This window comes from Vibrio sp. D3, assembly GCF_043995865.1.
Taxonomy (GTDB): Bacteria; Pseudomonadota; Gammaproteobacteria; order Enterobacterales; family Vibrionaceae; genus Vibrio; species Vibrio diabolicus.
Genome location: NZ_CP171886.1, coordinates 1,129,324 through 1,147,671 on the forward strand (window position 1 = coordinate 1,129,324; position 18,348 = coordinate 1,147,671).

Annotated in this window: 18 protein-coding genes; 7 read left to right on the plus strand and 11 right to left on the minus strand. The window is 46.3% G+C overall.

What is annotated here, in order from left to right; genetic code table 11:
- Positions 1–17 precede the first annotated feature (17 nt).
- Positions 18–884: a glycerol kinase gene (locus ACHFJ9_RS04975; RefSeq protein WP_395354041.1), complete on the minus strand. Its 867-nt coding sequence runs from the start codon at positions 882–884 to the stop codon at positions 18–20.
- 157 nt (positions 885–1,041) lie between these two features.
- Positions 1,042–2,268, minus strand: coding sequence for a sodium/glutamate symporter (gltS, locus tag ACHFJ9_RS04980; RefSeq protein WP_046875620.1), 1,227 nt, complete (start codon positions 2,266–2,268; stop codon positions 1,042–1,044).
- A 415-nt stretch (positions 2,269–2,683) separates the two neighbouring features.
- Between gltS (ACHFJ9_RS04980) and ACHFJ9_RS04985 the strand changes: the two genes are divergently transcribed.
- From ACHFJ9_RS04985 to ACHFJ9_RS04995, 3 genes are read left to right on the plus strand one after another with little or no spacing between them, the layout of a single operon-like run.
- Positions 2,684–3,055, plus strand: coding sequence for a GntR family transcriptional regulator (locus ACHFJ9_RS04985; protein ID WP_085344466.1), 372 nt, complete (start codon positions 2,684–2,686; stop codon positions 3,053–3,055).
- Positions 3,052–3,909: an ABC transporter ATP-binding protein gene (locus ACHFJ9_RS04990; RefSeq protein WP_256899281.1), complete on the plus strand. Its 858-nt coding sequence runs from the start codon at positions 3,052–3,054 to the stop codon at positions 3,907–3,909. Before ACHFJ9_RS04985 ends, ACHFJ9_RS04990 begins: the two co-directional genes overlap by 4 nt.
- The gene (locus ACHFJ9_RS04995) at positions 3,909–4,739 is read left to right on the plus strand and encodes a hypothetical protein (RefSeq protein WP_395354044.1); all 831 of its coding nucleotides are present in this window, start codon (positions 3,909–3,911) and stop codon (positions 4,737–4,739) included. Before ACHFJ9_RS04990 ends, ACHFJ9_RS04995 begins: the two co-directional genes overlap by 1 nt.
- Positions 4,740–4,840: 101 nt before the next feature.
- On the opposite strand, the gene gltS (ACHFJ9_RS05000) is transcribed toward ACHFJ9_RS04995, so the two are convergent.
- A complete protein-coding gene (gene gltS, locus ACHFJ9_RS05000; RefSeq protein ID WP_006740921.1) occupies positions 4,841–6,076 on the minus strand; it encodes a sodium/glutamate symporter in 1,236 nt (411 codons plus the stop codon).
- 866 nt (positions 6,077–6,942) lie between these two features.
- On the opposite strand from gltS (ACHFJ9_RS05000), the gene ACHFJ9_RS05005 reads away from it, so the two are divergent.
- From ACHFJ9_RS05005 to ACHFJ9_RS05020, 4 genes are all read left to right on the plus strand, one after another.
- On the plus strand, positions 6,943–7,737 hold the full coding sequence (locus ACHFJ9_RS05005; protein WP_256894722.1) for a DUF4344 domain-containing metallopeptidase: 795 nt from the start codon (positions 6,943–6,945) through the stop codon (positions 7,735–7,737).
- Between the two features lie 27 nt (positions 7,738–7,764).
- Positions 7,765–8,151: a thiol-disulfide oxidoreductase DCC family protein gene (locus tag ACHFJ9_RS05010; RefSeq protein WP_006740919.1), complete on the plus strand. Its 387-nt coding sequence runs from the start codon at positions 7,765–7,767 to the stop codon at positions 8,149–8,151.
- A 180-nt stretch (positions 8,152–8,331) separates the two neighbouring features.
- Complete coding sequence (locus tag ACHFJ9_RS05015) at positions 8,332–9,993, plus strand: methyl-accepting chemotaxis protein (protein WP_005392065.1); 1,662 nt, start codon at positions 8,332–8,334, stop codon at positions 9,991–9,993.
- Positions 9,994–10,115: 122 nt separating this feature from the next.
- Positions 10,116–10,610, plus strand: coding sequence for a peptidylprolyl isomerase (locus ACHFJ9_RS05020; RefSeq protein WP_395354048.1), 495 nt, complete (start codon positions 10,116–10,118; stop codon positions 10,608–10,610).
- Positions 10,611–10,729: 119 nt separating this feature from the next.
- Here the strand turns inward: ACHFJ9_RS05020 and ACHFJ9_RS05025 are convergent, their stop codons facing one another.
- From ACHFJ9_RS05025 to ACHFJ9_RS05060, 8 genes are all read right to left on the minus strand, one after another.
- Positions 10,730–11,395: a DUF2268 domain-containing putative Zn-dependent protease gene (locus tag ACHFJ9_RS05025; RefSeq protein ID WP_395354050.1), complete on the minus strand. Its 666-nt coding sequence runs from the start codon at positions 11,393–11,395 to the stop codon at positions 10,730–10,732.
- Between the two features lie 68 nt (positions 11,396–11,463).
- Positions 11,464–12,255, minus strand: coding sequence for a LytTR family DNA-binding domain-containing protein (locus ACHFJ9_RS05030; protein WP_053809536.1), 792 nt, complete (start codon positions 12,253–12,255; stop codon positions 11,464–11,466).
- A 15-nt stretch (positions 12,256–12,270) separates the two neighbouring features.
- On the minus strand, positions 12,271–13,293 hold the full coding sequence (locus ACHFJ9_RS05035; RefSeq protein ID WP_395354053.1) for a sensor histidine kinase: 1,023 nt from the start codon (positions 13,291–13,293) through the stop codon (positions 12,271–12,273).
- Positions 13,294–14,640: a hypothetical protein gene (locus ACHFJ9_RS05040; protein ID WP_395354055.1), complete on the minus strand. Its 1,347-nt coding sequence runs from the start codon at positions 14,638–14,640 to the stop codon at positions 13,294–13,296.
- 45 nt (positions 14,641–14,685) lie between these two features.
- Positions 14,686–15,471: an outer membrane lipoprotein-sorting protein gene (locus ACHFJ9_RS05045; protein WP_395354057.1), complete on the minus strand. Its 786-nt coding sequence runs from the start codon at positions 15,469–15,471 to the stop codon at positions 14,686–14,688.
- Positions 15,464–16,732, minus strand: a complete 1,269-nt coding sequence (locus ACHFJ9_RS05050) for an ABC transporter permease (protein WP_395354059.1) — start codon at positions 16,730–16,732, stop codon at positions 15,464–15,466. The genes ACHFJ9_RS05045 and ACHFJ9_RS05050 overlap by 8 nt, the downstream gene beginning before the upstream one ends.
- Positions 16,720–17,418, minus strand: a complete 699-nt coding sequence (locus tag ACHFJ9_RS05055) for an ABC transporter ATP-binding protein (protein ID WP_395354061.1) — start codon at positions 17,416–17,418, stop codon at positions 16,720–16,722. The genes ACHFJ9_RS05050 and ACHFJ9_RS05055 overlap by 13 nt, the downstream gene beginning before the upstream one ends.
- 9 nt (positions 17,419–17,427) lie before the next feature.
- The gene (locus tag ACHFJ9_RS05060; protein WP_395354062.1) at positions 17,428–18,096 is read right to left on the minus strand and encodes a hypothetical protein; all 669 of its coding nucleotides are present in this window, start codon (positions 18,094–18,096) and stop codon (positions 17,428–17,430) included.
- Between the last annotated feature and the right edge of the window lie 252 nt (positions 18,097–18,348).

An 18,348-nucleotide genomic window follows, 5' to 3' on the forward strand; every position in this document is an offset into this window, starting at 1 on the left:
ACAGCGGGCTTAAGTCGTTAATAAGCTTTAATACCAAACTGACGAAGACGCTTAGGCAGTACTTCATCTAACTTGTCTAGTTCACTCGGTTCGACTTCGATAAGGTTAAAATGATGCTGCTCATAAACAGTACGAATGGTCTCACGGTCAGCCTCAGCCATCTCCCCAGTATCACTTCCCCAAAACTGTAAATAGACTTTACCGCCTGGCAAATAAAAATCACTGGTGACATCTTGGTCAATCGGCAGCTGACGTTCATAAGCGTGCACCACACCAGCCAAGTACAGCCAGTTGTCGATGAGCAACTCCCCCTTAGAGCGCACGTAATGCCCATCTAATGTTCGGTGTTTGGCTTCAAACTTTTGGCGAAAGCTTGAGTAAGATTTATCCGTGGAGTGTGACTCCGCATCTTGCCCTAAAAATTCAATGACAGACTGCTTAAGACGCTTATTACGCAGCACCACATCGTGCCATACGACAAAGGTATTTTGTGTCTCTTTATCGGTTCTTTGCTGGCCACCAGCGCGTATACCAGCTTCAGTGACACTCCAACCTTCTTCAGATTTGGCGATCCACCCCAACTCACTCAACAGTTGGTTCATGCGCTTCGCATTCAGTTTCAGCTTTTCACCCAGCAGCGTGGCGCTTAATGTTTTCCCTGAGCTGGAAGTCAGCTCAATATGTAAATTGGTCGGCCAGACGATGAACTGGCCAAATTTAGGGTGATCCACATACTCGCCGCCAAACTTGGCGCCTTCTTCCGTCAGAATCCATTTTTCGTCTTGGCGAAGAATGTAGCCAGCACGTTTGAGATCGGCAAACAACAGCTTGGCTTCAACCTTGCGCATTTTAGCTAATGCCGACGTCGATATTTTTTCAGACATGTGGGTACCTCATGCTGCTGTAAAACTGAACACTATGTCATCATAGTAACGTATTGATTTCACGGCTTGAAGTCAGAGAAACAAGATTTCGTGTTACAAATAACAAAGCCAATCTCAAGGGACTGGCTTTGTTATGTTAAGTTGAAAGAAGCGGGGGCTATTTAATAAAAGCAATGCAGCCTTGCAAAATCACTAAGTTCACAATGTCGATGAAGAATGCACCGACAATTGGTACTACCATAAATGCTTGTGGTGATGGACCATAACGACTCACGATAGAGCCCATATTCATGACCGCAGTCGGTGTGGCACCTAAACCGAAACCACAGTGTCCACTGGCGATCACCGCGGCATCGTAATTACTGCCCATCATGCGGAATGTTATGTAATAAGTGAACACCGCGAGTACGGCCGACTGAATAGCAAGAATAATAAGGAACGGGATCGCAAGATCAAAGATATTCCACAATTTCAAGCTCATCAGAGCCATGGCAAGGAACAGCGATAGCGAAACCGTACCAAGAATATCAACGGTTTCTAAATCAACCTTGCGCACCTTGGTCACTTCCATGATATTGGTGATGACAACACCAATAAACAGCGCATAAACAAAATCTGGGATCATCAACCACTTGATGCCAAAACTGCTCACCCAACTCTCCAGATAGCTCGCGCCTGTCACGCAAAGCAAAATAATGGATAAGCTTTCTACAACTCTTTTCGCCGTGACACGATCTTCTTCATGTTCGTTATAGGTCACCAATTCAGGGAAACTCTGATGGCTTTGGTTGGTGCGTCCGTATTCCGATTCTAAGTTGTGCTTGTTGAGTAACTTTTGCGCGACAGGGCTGCCAATAATCCCGCCCATGACCAAGCCAAACGTAGCAGAAGCCATCGCCACTTCTAGGACATTGTGCAAACCATACATTTCTTGAAAAGTTTGCGACCACGCCGCACCAGTTCCATGTCCGCCAGAAAGCGTAATAGAGCCGGCGATCAACCCCATGAGTGGATCTAACCCCAATGCGGTTGCTAAGGATACGCCGACCGCATTTTGGATAAGAATGTAGACCGATGCCACAACAAGGAAGATGAAAACCTTCGCACCGCCTTTAATAAGTTGGGTGTAATTCGCGGCTAAGCCAACCGTCGCAAAAAACATCAGCATAAAGGTGTTTTGCAGTGGCAAATCAAATGATACATCCACACCATTTAAGTGCATCGTCGTGATCACGCAAGCCACGACTAGACCACCAACAATTGGCTCTGGGATATTGAATTTCTTTAAGGTTGGTAATTTGGTGTTAATGAACTGCCCTAAAAATAACACGCAAATTGCGACGAGAAACGACTCTTGTGGGCCGATAGATATTACCTGATTCATGAGACCTCTTTACTCTCCTCTTTCTCATTCATTGAGCAAGCGCTCAACGTGAGATAGGTGCCTAAGTCAATCAGATTGCCTCTCGAACCTTTTGTTTTCTAGGGTGTATTTGCCACAAATTCTCATCAAGTAAGAAATGGATGCACCCAAAATCCCACTGATTATCATTATATGAGAATACCAATACCAAGCTGGTGGTAAATACCTTGATTGGATTAGAAAAATAACACTTCTCAACTTATGAGAAGTGTCTAATTTATGTTCACAATAAAGTCTTCAAAATAGCTATCACATAGGTAGATATTTAGGGAAAGCGAAGGCTGGAACATACGCTTAATTTTAAATTATTACTTTCTCTCCGGCACACTAGGTGTTATACCTATATATAACACCATCTCAGCCAAGAGATTCACTCATGACCAATTGGCATGATCGCCAACCGATTTTTCGACAGTTGGCTGACCAGATCACTCAACAAATACTGCAAGGTATCTGGCAAGAAGGCGATGCTCTACCCTCAGTTCGTAGCATCTCTGCGGATATGAAAATTAACCACCTCACCGTCATGAAAGGCTATCAATTGCTTGTTGATGAGGGGTTAGTAGAGAAAAAACGCGGTCAAGGTATGTTTGTCGCTTCAGGGGCAAAGCTCAAATTGCTCGCAGACGAGAAGGCACGTTTTCTTCAACAACAAATTCCGCAGATAGCCGGCACAATACAGCGTCTGGATATGTCACTCGACGAATTCATTCAACAACTAAAACCACACTTGAAAGGTGACCAATGAGCGCATTAGTCAGTGTAAACAATGTCTCCAAGCAATATCAGCAACAAGGAGAAGCACTGCATGAAGTGAGTTTCGACCTACATGCAGGGCAAGTACTTGGCTTACTCGGCCATAATGGCGCAGGTAAATCAACGCTTATTAATGCCCTACTCGGCGCACATGAATATCAAGGCACTGTTCGTATCAACGGATTTGAACCCATTATGCAACGCGACAAAATAATGCGGAGCTTATCCTATATCTCGGATGTGAACGTTCTGCCAGATTGGATGACTGTCGCTCAACTGCTTAACTATACCGAAGGCGTGCATCCAGGGTTCAATCGCGCTCAAGCAGATACGCTGCTTCGTCAAACGGACATCAAACCTCGTGCGCGCATCAAATCTTTATCCAAAGGGATGAAGGTGCAATTGCACCTCGCGATTGTAATCGCGACTAACACCCAAATCCTCATATTGGATGAACCGACACTCGGGTTAGATCTCGTGTATCGTGATACGTTTTATCGTCACTTATTGGAATGGTTTCACGACGGCGAGCGCGTGTTGATCATCGCCAGTCATGAAGTATCAGAGATTGAGCACTTACTGACTGATGTGCTGATTCTCAAGCATGGCCGCCCCGTTCTGCAAACCTCGATGGACAGTATCAGTGAAGACTACTTCATCCTTGAGGCCAGCGACGAATACCGCACACAAATTGAAGCGATGAACCCACTCTCGTCACAAAAAGGCCTCGGTTCAACGAAATGGTTACTCAAAGCCCAGTATGCCCAACAAGCAGAAACAATGGGGGCCATCCATGGGGTGAAGTTAGCGGATCTATTTTTAGCATTGCAGAAGGAGGCAGCGTAATGCGTTCAGTTGTCGCGATGTTGCAAAAAGAGTGGTTAGAAAACCCTCTTGTTTTACGTATTCCACTGTTTGTGTTGGCATGTGGACTTATCCTCTTTGTCAGTTTAATGAGTAACGACACTCTACAACACAATATGTTTTTTCAAATGAGCTTTGGTGGTGATGTTAGTGACATTCACAAAGAGCTTGGTGACGATGTAAACATGTTGATTACCGGCGGGGCGGGACTGCTGTCTATCTTGTTAGCCGTTCAATACTTCCCGAGAACACTGCGCAAAGAGCGCGCAGAGGGCAGTATTATGTTTTGGCGTAGTATGCCGGTCAGCGATATAAAAACTCACTTAGTGAAGCTAGGGTTTGGCTTATTGGTGATTCCGCTCGTTTGCTCGGCGCTTGTGCTCGCAGCAGATTTGATGCTGTGGTTGCTGAACATCTCTACCGATCACCAATTGGCTTTATTGTACCGCCAAGCCTCGTTAGGTTACATGCTGCTGCATTGGGGAGAGTTTTTAATCAGAATGTTGTTCGCCGGTATTCTACTGTTACCGCTGGCATTAACCGCAATGGCTATTTCTCAGAAAGTGAACTCACCACTGGTCATTTTGTTTATCGCCATTTATGCGCTGCGCTGGATGCCAATCGCACTATTTGGCTATTACGGCCTAGATCAGTTCTTCTCCGAAGTGCTTTACCTTCCACTGCACGCCATTGTTGCACCAAGCCCATTTAATGCAATTCCTCAAGCGGGTTGGTTAAACGTTGGCATTTACGCTTTCATCGGCGTTCTTGGTTGGACAGCTAGTCTCAAGTTCAGCCGAACCATTCAATAATCCGTCGTTCGATAAACGGCCAAAATCGAGCCATAAAAAAACGGTCACAACCTGTGTTGTGACCGTTTTTATTTCGACCTCAGGAGATCATGAACTTAAATTTAACCAAGGAATGAAATGTAACCTTGTAAAATGATTAAGTTAACGATGTCGATAAAGAAAGCCCCCACAATTGGCACCACCATAAATGCCTGCGGCGACGGGCCAAATCGGTTAACGATAGAGCCCATGTTCATCACGGCTGTTGGGGTTGCCCCCAAGCCAAAACCACAGTGACCACCCGCAATAACCGCAGCGTCATAGTTGCGTCCCATCACTTTGAACGTAACGTAGTAAGTGAAGATAGCTAAGACCACAGACTGCACAGCCAAAATGACCAAGAATGGAATCGCTAAGTCAAAGATATTCCATAACTTCAAGCTCATTAATGCCATCGCCAAGAACAATGACAAAGAAACGGTACCGAGCATATCGACGGTTTCTGCGTCTAACTTACGAAGCTTGGTCACCTCTAAGAAGTTCGTGATGATCACACCAATGAACAGCGCATATACAAAGTCTGGAATCATCAACCATGAGATTTCATACGTGCTAACCCATTGCTCAACATACTTCGCCCCCGTAACACAGATCAGTAGGAAGAAGAGTTTCTCCACCACTTTTTTCGCCGTTACTTTATCTTCTTCGTATTCGTTGTAGGTCACCAACTCAGGGAATTTTTCGTGAGTTTTGGCATCCCGACCACCACGACCATACTCCGATTCAATGCTGTTTTTTTCTACGAGGCGCTGTGCCACTGGGCTACCAATGATACCGCCGATGATCAAACCAAAAGTGGCTGATGCCATCGCAATTTCCAAAACGTTATCCAATCCATACACGTCTTGGAAGGTTTGTGACCACGCAGCACCTGTACCATGGCCACCAGACAGAGTAATCGAGCCAGCAATTAACCCCATCAAAGGATCTAAACCGAGCGCCGCCGCGAGTGAAACGCCAACGCCGTTTTGTATGATGATGTAAAACGATGCGACAGCTAAGAAGATAAAAACCTTCGCACCTCCTTTCATCAACTGAGTGTAATTTGCGGCCAAACCAACCGTCGCAAAAAACATTAACATAAACGTATTTTGTAACGGCAAATCGAACTCCAAGTCGATACCGTTGAAATGAAGAGCAGTAATCATGCAGGCCACAATAAGGCCACCTACAATCGGCTCAGGTATGTTGAACTTCTTTAAAATCGGTAGCTTAGCATTAATAAAATGCCCCAGGAAAAGCACACTGATTGCGACCAAGAAGGACTCCAGTGCACCTACAGATATTAAATGATTCATATCGCCTCTTATTATTGTTCTCTTCATCCTCCGTAATGATCGAGTGTTAATTTAACCTTCATTCAATAGCAAATGTTCTCGCTTTACTGTTTCGAAAATACTCAAAAGTTGGTGTAGATGCGCCTTAGGCTAGTTTAAGGGACGCTCCTTTAGCGATGTGTCAGTTTTCCGCTGTTAGCAAGCCCTTAAATGTGAAAGGAGCCGATATAGCTCCTTCAAATGCCCCCTCGCAATACCTGTGCGTGACTGCTTGGGGTATAGTGTTGTGAGTAAATTCTGGGTGACACTTTCTGAACCACATTGGGCTCCCTTACTTAAACAGAATGTGTCAATTACTATCAAACAAAGTTCCTTCCCGTTGTAACCTCTAAACGCCGAGATCGCGTTCAAAACAATTGGGTTTGCTTGTTCCTGTCGTAGTTTTTTAACTCTGGCTCATGGTGTATAAACGAGCCGAATCCAAGGAAACTCTCAAGCTGCAACAAACGTTTTCGTCACAACGGAGCCGGATTATAACATATTGCTGATAATTTTCTTCAATTCAGTGACATTCACCAATCCCATGGTTTCGTTCCATAATGATTAACTGCTGAATAGCATTTTTACAGACAAAAGAGCGAAGCGAATTCAACTTAGCCTCACAAAAAAAATAAACCTTAAAAGCCAATCACTTATCTATGGTCTACTGAGTACAACGTGTTTTGATAGGCTTTCTGGAGGGCCCAGCAACCAAAATGTACGGTGTTGTCATGGTAGTCTTTCGAGGCTAACTACCCGATTCTGGGTGATAAAAACAATCCCAATTATGCATCACACAAAAACATGTATAATTTTTATGTAAGTTATTCAAATAACAAGAGCCCTACATGAAAATTCATTCGCTTTTCCCTGTGCTATTACTCTATGCCATCTCATCTGCCACTGCAGCGGAAAATATCCGTATTGAATATTCTCCCGTGGAAACAACCCATGAAAAAATCGCCCTGCAATCTATCCAAAACAGCGATGTAAACCCAATTTTTCTTGAGCTATCTCAGATCCACTTTCCATTTCGCAAACCACTCACACTGGTTTACGGCGGAGAAGATGGCCCAATGTACGATCCCGATACGCACACGATACACATTCCCTACACTTTTTATTTGGAATCACTCAATTACTTCTCCAATAACCAGTATGAAGAACGCCTTGGAAAATCCCCAAAAACAGGGGCGTTAGATACGTTATTACACACCTTGCTGCATGAAGCCGGGCATGCTTACATCGAAGATCAAAACATCCCTGTTCTCGGAAAAGAAGAAGATGCCGTCGATAATTTTGCCACGATCTTAATGATTGACTTCCTAGAAGATGGCGCAGAGATGGCCATTAGCGCCGCCGACATGTTCGCATTTGAGTCCGATGACAGACCGGACTACTACGACTTCGGTGAGTACATTGATGAGCACAGTTTTGATTTGCAACGCTACTTCTCTACCTTATGTTTGGTGTACGGCAGTGATCCGGAACAGTACAAGTCGCTTCTCGATGAAGTTGAAAAAGACTACCTACGAGATCGCAAAGACTTTTGCCAATATAACTACGAGAACATACGCGCGAATTGGAACCACTACCTGCAACATAATGAACCAAAAGAAAAATCGCCACGTAGAACTCAGTAAGCCAAATCAAATAATAAGACGATCGCAATGACAAAACTCACCATATTTTATGACGGAACTTGCCCACTGTGCGCCAAAGAAATGCACGCACTTAAGCGACGAGATGTAAAACAAGCGATAAAAATCGTCGATATCTACAGCGATGACTTTTCTGATTACCCACAGATAGACGCGCAAAAAGCCAATACGATTTTGCATGCGCTGAATGACAATAATGAACTGATACTTGGTCTTGATGTGACTCACCGAGCATGGCAGTTGGTCGGTCGAGGTTGGCTATATGCACCACTACGTTGGCCATTACTCAAACCAATTGCCGACTGGCTTTACCTGCGCTTTGCCAACAATAGGTATCGTGTCTCATACTGGCTTACTGGTAGCTCCCGCTGCAACTCGGGCCAATGCTCTCGCTAATTGTGATCCTGCTTAAAAATGTGAGTCTCTCTCGTCCACGATCATCAACTTCCTGTACTTCTCACCCGCCAACTCGGTTAATCTGCAATCAGTAAAAAAATAATTATTAACACTTTTATTTGGTAAAGCTATTGAAGTTTACCAGTTTGTAACGCTGCGCCGAGACGTAAGGAAGTACCTATGAATCTAACGATAAGAAAGCGACTTTATATTCTTTCCATCATTCCCGTGTTAACGATTGCTTTGGGTATGATGTGGTTTACCTACCTCCAAACCAGTACCTACAACCAACAACAAATCAATCATACGCACACGACGATGATGGCGATGAAGAAAGCGGAACTGAAAAACTATGTGCAGATGGCTCATTCCGCACTCAAACCGTTATTGGATCGTAATGCCTCATTGCAAGAAGCCATTCCAGTGCTCAAAGAGCTAGAGTTCGGCCAATCAGGTTATATTTTTGCGTACGACTCAAAAGGCGTGCGTGTTGTTGTCGGAAAAAACAATAAAGGGGTTGGAGAAAACTTCTATAACCTGCAAGACAAAAAAGGCAACTACCTGATCCAAGACCTGTTGAAAAACGCCAAAACGGGTGACTTCACAACCTACTACTTCCCTAAGTTAGGGCAAACCGAAGCATTACCTAAACTCAGCTACTCCATGTTCATTCCCAAGTGGGATATTATGATTGGCACAGGTTTTTATACTGATGATATCGATGCGATCATTACAGAGATGGAAAACACAGCAAACGATGAGCTAAACAATACCTTAGCCGCTATTGCTATGTTTTGTGTCTCTATTGCCGTTGTCGTGGCCATTTTTGCCGTACTCGTCAACCGTAGCATTATGCGCCCTATCGAACAGTTTGACAGCTCAATCCAATCTTTCGCGCAAGGTGACGCCGACTTAACCGCGCGTATGGAAGAATCTAGCGTGCCAGAATTTAAGCAGCTCGCGCATAACTTCAATATCTTCGTTGAGAGCTTGCAAGGAATTATTAAGAGCGTCAGCCATGTCGGACAAGAGGTAGTATCTGAAACTAACAACATGTCTCAACGCGCCTCACAAGTGGATGAATTAGCTTCTGGTCAACGTGAGGAAACGGAACAAGTCGCGACAGCAATGACAGAAATGACGGCCACCGCTCACGAGATCTCTGGCAATGCAAACCAAGCCGCCGATTCCGCTAAAAACGCCGATGACAACGCACAACAAGCGAAGCACATCGTAGACTCCGCCGCTAATTCCGTTGAAGCGCTAGCGAATGAGGTCTCTGAAGCAAGCACTGTAATTTCACGTCTAGAGAGTGACGTGCAGAACATCTCATCATCACTTGAAGTCATCCAAGATATTGCTGAACAAACCAACTTGCTTGCGCTAAATGCCGCCATTGAAGCGGCACGAGCGGGCGACCAAGGACGCGGATTCGCAGTTGTCGCGGATGAAGTGCGTAAGCTTGCAAGCCGCACTCAGGACAGCACAGGTGACATTCACAAGATGATCGATCAACTTAAAGCAGGATCGGATGCCGCAGTAAAAGCGATGGAATCTAGCCAAGCACGTGGCGAAGCGACAGTAGAAGAAGCACGTGCTGCATCGGTTGCGCTGCAAGATATTCAAGCAGCGATTGCGAATATCATGGACATGAACACGCTGATCGCTACGGCAACTGAAGAGCAGAGCCAAGTTGGCCAAGAGATTTCACAACGCATCGAAGTGATTTCTCAGCAAAGTAGTCAATCGGCGCACCTTGCCAATCAAAATCGCTCGGGCAGCCAAAACCTCAATCACAAAGCCAACGAGCTTTACGACTTGGTGGGACGCTTCACGGTTTAGCTTCCTTAACCATACTTAATAGTAGAAACAGCGACGCCTTAACGTCGCTGTTTTTATTTCTGCTATCCTCAAACGACTTAGCTATAATGCCGCCAACTTCGCACCCACAGGGGTAAAACAAAATGATAATTATGACCACCAATTTCGGTGACATCGAAATTGAACTGAATCTAGAACGAGCGCCAGTTAGCTCAAAGAACTTCAAAAAATACTGTGAAGATGGCTTCTACGACGGCACCATTTTCCACCGCGTTATCGATGGCTTTATGATCCAAGGTGGCGGTCACACCGAAGACATGGCAGAAAAGCCAACGCGCGCCCCAATCGCAAACGAAGCAAACCGTGGTCTAAAGAACCTTGTTGGCACTATCGCAATGGCGCGTACCGATGCACCGCACTCTGCAACGGCACAGTTCTTCATTAACTTGGAAGACAACGATTTCCTAGACCACACCGCAACCTCCAACCTAGGCTGGGGTTACGCGGTATTTGGTAAAGTGACCGCGGGTATGGATGTCGTAAATCGCATCGCGAAAGTAAAAACGACCTCTAAGCTTGGTCACGATGATGTGCCATGCGATCCAATCATTATTGAGAAAGTGACGATCAGCGAATAAGCACACTCGCCTCTTCGGAGAGATCATCACTATAAAACGACAAAAGCGCCTAACGTCTTATGACTTAGGCGCTTTTTGTTTTGAAGGCTCAGCTTATTAGTTTAAGTTTAGTAACGGAGTTATTGATAGAAAGGCTCGGCTTTAGCTCCGACTAAATCAAGCTCAGAGCCTTGAAAATCAACCAGATATTCAGCAACGAGGTTGTACCCGACCCAATACCCCATGTACTTCGGCCAGCGGCTTTCATCGCTGCCAAGAAAGTAAGCGTCGAAGTTGTAATCTAAGCTGGTCAACTTGTCTTTCATCTCAGCATAGAAAGGACGCCAATCTTGATCTTTGATGTTCTCAAACAAGCTCGGAGTGACGCCACCATTCACCTTGCGTTCGAAATGACAAGCTAACCCTTCCATAATTAGCACATCACCAAGCGCAACGCCATTCTCTCCCGCTCGCATACGGAACAGGTGATGCAACTCATGCGCTAGCACCGCAGCTAGTTCTTTCTCAATAACGTTTTTAATATCTGCACGTTGCATATCAAGCAGAATCTCTACACGATAGGCGCTTAAGCAATAGCCATCAATCCCCGTCTGCGGTACGTCATTGCGATCAAACGGGCTAACGGTCAGGTCAACGTTACTTAAATCGTTGCTACTTAAATCGTTGTTACTTAAATCAAAGTAACTAGAAAGCTGTGAGCTCAGGTCATCAAGTTTCTGATGCAAATACTCAGCGATTGGAGACAGCTCTCCCGTCGCATTTAAGAGGGTGACGCGATAACTCATTTATCTTCCTTGATAATGTGGGTTAAGAGCAGCGAGTTTACAGTGTAAAGAGTGAACAGTTCTAGCGATTACATCCCTTTGAACAAACTTTGAGATGCACGGCTCACGGGGAGCTTGTTTTCTCCAACGTGAACAAACATTCTGCCTGCAAAGTCTTTGTTTACCTTGCTAATTTTGCACACTTGCACCACGCTTGAACGGTGCACTTGCCAGAACTGTTCTGGGTTAAGCTGCCCTATCAACTCTTTCAACGATGTGCGAATCAAATACTCCTGCACTTTACCTTGTCCTTGTTGGGCATACACAGAAACGTATTTTTCTTCCGCTTTGAAATACAGCACATCAGACGTGGCGATCAGATGAATATCTTCCCCTTGCGTTGCTTTGATCCACTGAAGATATTGCGGCGTTTGTGGCGCGGATAATTGTTGTAACTGTTCTAACAGGCTGTTCATCTGCACATTGCTGCTTTCTTGCTCTCGCTTAGCAAGGCGTGCTTTCACTCTTTCACACGTCGTCAGGAGGCGCTCATCCGAGATAGGCTTGAGCAAATAATCGGCGGCATTTTGTTCAAAGGCTTTGATGGCGTAATCATCGTACGCGGTAACAAACACAATCAAAGGTGGATTGGCGAGTTGATTGAGTTTTTGCGCTAGTGTCATGCCATCCAGAACTGGCATACGAATATCAAGAAACGCAATGTCAGGTTGGTTTTTCTCAATGGCTTGCAACGCTTGTTCACCATCTGCGACTTTGGCTATCACCTCTAGCTCTGGCCACACTTCAGCTAGGCTTTTATCAAGATGACGCCTCAATAGCGGTTCATCATCGGCAATAATGGCAGTAAACCCTGTATTCATTCCTTTCTTCCTTGCTTACGATTCCATTGGCCAGGTCAAGCGAACACAAACGCCACCCTGAGTAGACTCACTGATAGAAATTTCTCCTTGCCCTGCGAACAAAGCTTCAACTCGCTGCTTGAGATTACTCAAACCCACACCTGAACCCATGTGCCCACTAACATGATTTAAGCCAACACCATTGTCTCTGACTTCAATCTGCAAGTTCTGTTGTTCGCGCTTGATGAGTAAACTGAGTTCGCCGCCTTCTCGCTTTGGCTCAATACCGTGAACAATGGCATTCTCCACCAAAGGTTGCAACATCATCGGTGGCAGTTCTGTTGTTCCTAAACCGTCTTCTACTTCAATTTTGTAGCTTAGACGTCCATCCAGACGTATCTTCTGAATACTCAAGTAGGCTTCAATTAAGGCAATTTCATTCTCAATCGTGGCGTGCTCTTCACGTGAGCTTTTTAGCGTCGCACGTAATAGTGCGGTAAGTTGATCCAACATCTGCTTGGCCTTATCAACGTCCTGGGACATCAACGCGCTGATATTTGCCAAGGTATTAAATAGGAAATGCGGTTCAATCTGGCTTTGCATCTGTTTAAGCTGACTTAGCAACAGTGCACGTTCCTGCTCTGCCTTTTCACGCTTGATACTCTCTAATTCACGCAGAGCAATCGCTTCTTTCTCTCGTGAGTGGAAATAAAAGTAACACATGCCGCTGAATAACAAGCCCATCAGCAACACTGGCAGCATGCCCGAAATGCCGAAGTATTCACCGAGCCAAAACTGCGCATTAATGACGCCAAACAACAAACAGGCGGTCAGTGACAAAGCAATTTCTAGTCTACGAGGGATGCTAGGAAACAACTTGTCGACTAACCAAGAGAAGAACAAGGCGGAGTAACCAAAACCAAAGCTCACCAATACATGCACATAGTAAGGACCACCCCAAACAGACAATGTCATTACCGAGATAAACAAACAGAATAAAGTCGTGACAACCACACTGCGTAGCCATCCACTTTCTACCATTAACTTAGCTGAATACATTTAGAATTTCCCTTTGATGTTAAATACAATCATATGCTTATCATTGATTTGTGCGTAAGCAGATTGGTCGTCTCCGGTTAAAAAGCGTGCGGCAACTTCCACTTCTACACTTTGATCGCCAGTATCAATCCATTGGTAGTTAAGCCACTGCGTGACAATCACACCGCCATCTTGCGGCGACAACATCACATCCAACGTAGGGGTTACATCACTTAGCCAGCCCATATCCGCTTTACCGTTCCATGCAGCCCACGCTTCCAAATCCCAACTCCAGTGCAGCATTACGTTATGCTGAACGATATTGGCATGCTGAAACCCTTGGGCGTAGCTTGTCGCAAGTAGAGCGCTGCTAGCCAACAGAGAGTTGTTAGGTTCAGGGATCTGAGAGAGTAATTCGCCACGCTCTATTGCTTGCTGCCATTCGCTTTTCGACCATGCTCGGCTGTCGTACCAATATTCAGCAATCACGTTGTGTCCGGCTTGGTTTGCCCAGTTCACCCCAACTAAAGCTTGGAATGCGCTTCCCTGCTCCTCAGCTGAAACGGGTTGGTAAAGATCATCCTGCTGAAACTGATAGCCGACACTTTGCTTTTGCCACAGCATGGAACCGTGCATGGCGATGGATTCATCCCACACGGCAATGGCACTGGCTCCGAGTAAACCTCGGCGCACATCATCGTAATAACCAATAAGTTGATACTCGGTGTCACCCACCAGCGCATAACGACGAATACCAACACCTTGTTGCTCTGCGGCTTGATCAAGTGAACTTTGGTCTTGTTGCCCCCAGCTTGAATCGGTCGCAATGACGGTCCATTCGCCGGCCATATCGTAGTGTGAAAGTGAAAACACGCCCGCGCCCTCTTCTGCGACTAAGCCAACCGGGTTTTGTCGATAAGGCTTAAACAGATCCAAAGGTCGGTAGCCATAACCCACGCCCCAATCCACGCGCAACTTACCTAAGCTCACATCAAGAGTGGTATCACCGACTTGCCACTCCCCTAGCCAAGCCAACTCACGAATCAGCAACTGGTTATCAGCTTCACTCCACCACTCACTCTCTCCTTGTTGATTGAGGTACAAACCTTGGCTGTACAGAGCGAACAAACCACTGAAGTTCTGATAATTCACCTGCACATCCAACAGTGCATTAAGTGAATCACGAGAACTGCCCTGCGCCTGCATAAATGCGCTGTCACGCTGCTTGGCAGTTTCGTAACTGACAGCCCAATCCCACTCAAAACTCAGCTCATCATTGGCAAAAACTGGGGCTGCTGCGCCCACACACAATGAGGCAGCAATCAACAGACTGGTGCTTTTGTTAAGGTTAGGCTGGTGCGGTTTCATGTGACTTCCTTGCTCGTTTTCTTGGTTCTATTTACGGAATTCACGCTAAAGCTGAGTCGTATTGGCTTTAGGCAGATAGCTTGGGTTGTAGAACTTGTTATCCAGTTGCCAAGGCACGATTTCTTGGTACTCGATAACGGTTTTTTTGCTCGGCTGAATGCTATCAAGCAAGATCATCTCACTGACGTAGTCTTCGCCGTTGTCGGTTGCGCGTCCGTATTGCGCTTGCTTGGCGAGTTTGCCCGACCGCAAGTAAAGATCAGCTTTGATTGGAAACGCATCTTGCTCAGACAACCACAAGTCGATCTTCTGATAGCTCGCCCCTTTGGTTTTCGCGGTTAAAGCAAGGTGATAAGCCGCGACACTCTCTCCGTTCACCGAGACGGTTTCTGTCGCTTTCCATTCACCTTGATAATCTTGACTCCACGTCAGGGTTGAGATGTCGCCGATAGACGCTTCACCAAGCAGCTTTTGCATCGGCGTAATGCGAATCGGACGGCGGCTCTTTGGCATTTGCAGCCAGTAGTTGTCGCCCATCATCAGCATCTTTTGCCCGGCTTCAACTGCCGATTTGAACACCACCAGCGATTCACGATTTGGACGCGTGTACACATGGTAAAGGCGGGTTTTATCTAACTCTTGGTCTTGATATAGGCGCACCAGTGACACCACTTTGGAGGAATCATCTTGCAAGCGGTAGCTGTCGGCTTTTTCAATCAATTGCGCAACTTGCTGTGCATCTAGCGCTGATTCATTCGCACTGGCATTCATGCTTGCCATGCCGCTAACCGTCAGCAATGCAATTGGTAATAGTGATTTGAAATTAAACATAAATCAGTGCCTCCGTAATTGGCTTGTTCACCCCTTTGCGCGCCGAGAAAAACGCCGCAACCAAACAAATCATCAATACTGCGAATCCTGCGACAGCCACCAACTCCCAAAAGAAGTAAATCGTTAGTGGGTAACCTTCCGTGCGGCCCGGCGGTGGCGGCATTTGCACATCCACGACCATCAGTAAGACGGTCACTAACCCAGTAAACAAAGCGCCGATTAAGCTGCCAATCACCGCAAGTAACCCTGCTTCGCGCAAGAACCCAGCAATGATTTCGCGAGGGTAGCTACCAAGAGCCGACAAGGTGCCGATTTCACGGGTGCGCTCGGTGACCGACATGGTCATGGTATTGAACAGCGCAACAAAGACCACCAGCGCCATCACTGCCCCCATGATGCCGAAGATACGGTCGTACAAATCTTTCACTTTGAGATAAAAGAACGCACGTTCTTGCCAAGGCGTAATTTCAATATCTTGATCACCAAAGTTCTGCTTTTGCTTAATCAGAACCGAAGCCACTTGTTGCTCGACTTGGTTAGTTAAACTGGTATCGAACAGAAAGACAGATAACGCGCTGACTTTGTCTGAACCGAGCAGCGATTGCGCGCTGTTGATGTGCACGTACAGCTGGCGTTTATCAAGCTCAGGTACGCCTGTTGAATAGATGCCACGAACTTTGAAGTCATACGCGTTCAATGCGCCGTCGGTAGTGGTCGCCAGCAAGGTAATCCAATCGCCAACGTGCACGCTTAAGTTGTTCGCCAAATCAACGCCAAGCATCACTTCTGGCTCTGCTGGGTCATAACGCGATGCATGAATGTTGGAAAGTGTTTGCCCGTCGCGCACGTCCAAAAACGGTCCTTTCATATCGAATTCGCGTTCGTTCACGCCAATGCCGATAAAGATCGAGGACTTGTTGCCGTTGGAAATCAAACCGCTGAACTCAACTCGTGGCTGCACGCCTCGCACTTCATTCAAGCCAATCAATTGCTTGGTGATGTCGTCCGCATGAGTTAAACCGTTACTCAGTGGCATCTCTTCTTCTTTGGCAAAGTAACCCGGCGTGGTTAACGTCAGATGCCCCGTGTCACGTGCTGTCGATTCTTTCAAACTGTCGTAGGTGTACAGACCAAAACCGCCCGCACTGGTTAAGGCAAACACGGCAATGGCAATGATCAGCATCGACAATAAACTGCGGCGGCGATTGCGTTGCAGGTTCAACCAAGCAAGACGAACGGAAACAGGAATTAACTTGCCCATGAAACCTCCTCCACACTTGCGTGCGTTTGGGTAATTTTGCCATCCACCAATTCAATGGTGCGATCACAACGGGATGCCATGCGAGGGTCGTGAGTGGCTACGATAAAAGTGGTGCCAAGCTCGTGTCCGAGCCCTTTCATAATGTCGATGACCTTATTGGCAGTTTGGCTATCAAGACTTGCGGTTGGCTCATCGGCAATCACCAATGCCGGTTTGTGTACTAAAGCACGAGCAATTGCCACACGTTGTTGCTGACCGCCCGACAAGTTATCGGGCATATGATTAATAAACTCGCCCAAGCCAACGTGCTCTAACATTTGTGTGGCGAGCTCGATTTGTTCCGCTTTTGAAAAACCGTTGAGGTGTAGCGGATAAGCCACGTTCTCTAACGCCGTCATCACGGGAACAAGGTTGAATTTTTGGAACACAAAACCAAGCTTTTCACGACGCATTTTCGCAGCCTGCATTTGTCCGGTTGGGTATGGGCTGCCTGCAAATGTCACCTGACCTTGGTATTGAGTATCCAGCATGCCAAGCACATTAAGTAAGGTGCTTTTGCCTGAACCAGACGGCCCGCACAAAGCCACCATTTCGCCGGAAAACACTTCACCAGAAACGTCTCGCAATGCACGCACCATTTGGCTACCAAGGGCGTAATCGCGGCTAAGTTGATTAAAAACGATCATGACGCCTCCCTAATATTTCGCTAGCAGCGCTTTCGCGGTTTGCGTTTCTAGATTGCTGTCGCCCAATTGCTCCATTTGCGCTAACCATGTTTTGGCTTGTTGAACATCTTCAGCTCGTAGTGCTGCTTCAATGGCGTAGCGATAAATCCACGAAGTAGCCGCGAAAGGTTGTTGACTAAAACTCGGCTCATCGAGCAATGAAAGGTACAGCTCGTAGCCACGCTCAAAGTGATTGAACATGTCTGGCAGAGAAGTAAAGGTGGTCGCTGCCATGGCGGTGGCTAATTGGTATTCCGGCAAGCCTTGTAAGCGTTGTTGCTCTTGCAGTGGCAGTGGCTGATTCGCCATTAAATCCAAACCTTTTTGGATTATGGCAAGGCCGCGCTCGGTGAACTTCATCTTGTTCCAAGGCATAAACGCCTCACGACCTTGCAACGTCTCCGCACTGCCTAAATACACCAAGGTCACCGGCGTTGCGCCCTGCTCTTCGAGTTGTTTGGATAGTTCGCCGTAAACGGTATCAACCAAACCAGAGTCACCTTGCGCCGCTTGGTTGAATTGACTGAGTGTGCGCTCGCTTGGGTTAGCCAGAGCCAGATTGCTGCTAAGTGCAAATGCGGCTATAAACGTACTTGCCAGTTTAAGAGCTTTGATTGAGCGAGATTGAGAAACCATCATGTACTGTCCTTAGTTGAACGTGATTTGATGGTTTCAGATTAATGGAGAAGATCGCACGCTGCTTTTGCATGCGACCAATGGCAGTTATGTGGAGTGAACGGTTGTTTGCTGCGATGAATGACATTCCATCCTTAAAGAGAACATTTATCCCAGCTTGTTTGTAAGCGTCTGTCTTTCACCACAATAGGAATAAAAATACTGGCTTAAAACCTGCGTCTAGTGTATTTATCCATTCCACAGCTTTCCAAGCAG

What these genes read in the sequence shown, in the direction of transcription:
- ACHFJ9_RS04975 (WP_395354041.1), bottom strand. Translation starts at nt 884, where the DNA reads ATGTCTGAAAAAATATCGACGTCGGCATTAGCTAAAATGCGCAAGGTT.
- gltS (WP_046875620.1), bottom strand. Translation starts at nt 2,268, where the DNA reads ATGAATCAGGTAATATCTATCGGCCCACAAGAGTCGTTTCTCGTCGCA.
- ACHFJ9_RS04985 (WP_085344466.1), top strand. Translation starts at nt 2,684, where the DNA reads ATGACCAATTGGCATGATCGCCAACCGATTTTTCGACAGTTGGCTGAC.
- ACHFJ9_RS04990 (WP_256899281.1), top strand. Translation starts at nt 3,052, where the DNA reads ATGAGCGCATTAGTCAGTGTAAACAATGTCTCCAAGCAATATCAGCAA.
- ACHFJ9_RS04995 (WP_395354044.1), top strand. Translation starts at nt 3,909, where the DNA reads ATGCGTTCAGTTGTCGCGATGTTGCAAAAAGAGTGGTTAGAAAACCCT.
- gltS (WP_006740921.1), bottom strand. Translation starts at nt 6,076, where the DNA reads ATGAATCATTTAATATCTGTAGGTGCACTGGAGTCCTTCTTGGTCGCA.
- ACHFJ9_RS05005 (WP_256894722.1), top strand. Translation starts at nt 6,943, where the DNA reads ATGAAAATTCATTCGCTTTTCCCTGTGCTATTACTCTATGCCATCTCA.
- ACHFJ9_RS05010 (WP_006740919.1), top strand. Translation starts at nt 7,765, where the DNA reads ATGACAAAACTCACCATATTTTATGACGGAACTTGCCCACTGTGCGCC.
- ACHFJ9_RS05015 (WP_005392065.1), top strand. Translation starts at nt 8,332, where the DNA reads ATGAATCTAACGATAAGAAAGCGACTTTATATTCTTTCCATCATTCCC.
- ACHFJ9_RS05020 (WP_395354048.1), top strand. Translation starts at nt 10,116, where the DNA reads ATGATAATTATGACCACCAATTTCGGTGACATCGAAATTGAACTGAAT.
- ACHFJ9_RS05025 (WP_395354050.1), bottom strand. Translation starts at nt 11,395, where the DNA reads ATGAGTTATCGCGTCACCCTCTTAAATGCGACGGGAGAGCTGTCTCCA.
- ACHFJ9_RS05030 (WP_053809536.1), bottom strand. Translation starts at nt 12,255, where the DNA reads ATGAATACAGGGTTTACTGCCATTATTGCCGATGATGAACCGCTATTG.
- ACHFJ9_RS05035 (WP_395354053.1), bottom strand. Translation starts at nt 13,293, where the DNA reads ATGTATTCAGCTAAGTTAATGGTAGAAAGTGGATGGCTACGCAGTGTG.
- ACHFJ9_RS05040 (WP_395354055.1), bottom strand. Translation starts at nt 14,640, where the DNA reads ATGAAACCGCACCAGCCTAACCTTAACAAAAGCACCAGTCTGTTGATT.
- ACHFJ9_RS05045 (WP_395354057.1), bottom strand. Translation starts at nt 15,471, where the DNA reads ATGTTTAATTTCAAATCACTATTACCAATTGCATTGCTGACGGTTAGC.
- ACHFJ9_RS05050 (WP_395354059.1), bottom strand. Translation starts at nt 16,732, where the DNA reads ATGGGCAAGTTAATTCCTGTTTCCGTTCGTCTTGCTTGGTTGAACCTG.
- ACHFJ9_RS05055 (WP_395354061.1), bottom strand. Translation starts at nt 17,418, where the DNA reads ATGATCGTTTTTAATCAACTTAGCCGCGATTACGCCCTTGGTAGCCAA.
- ACHFJ9_RS05060 (WP_395354062.1), bottom strand. Translation starts at nt 18,096, where the DNA reads ATGATGGTTTCTCAATCTCGCTCAATCAAAGCTCTTAAACTGGCAAGT.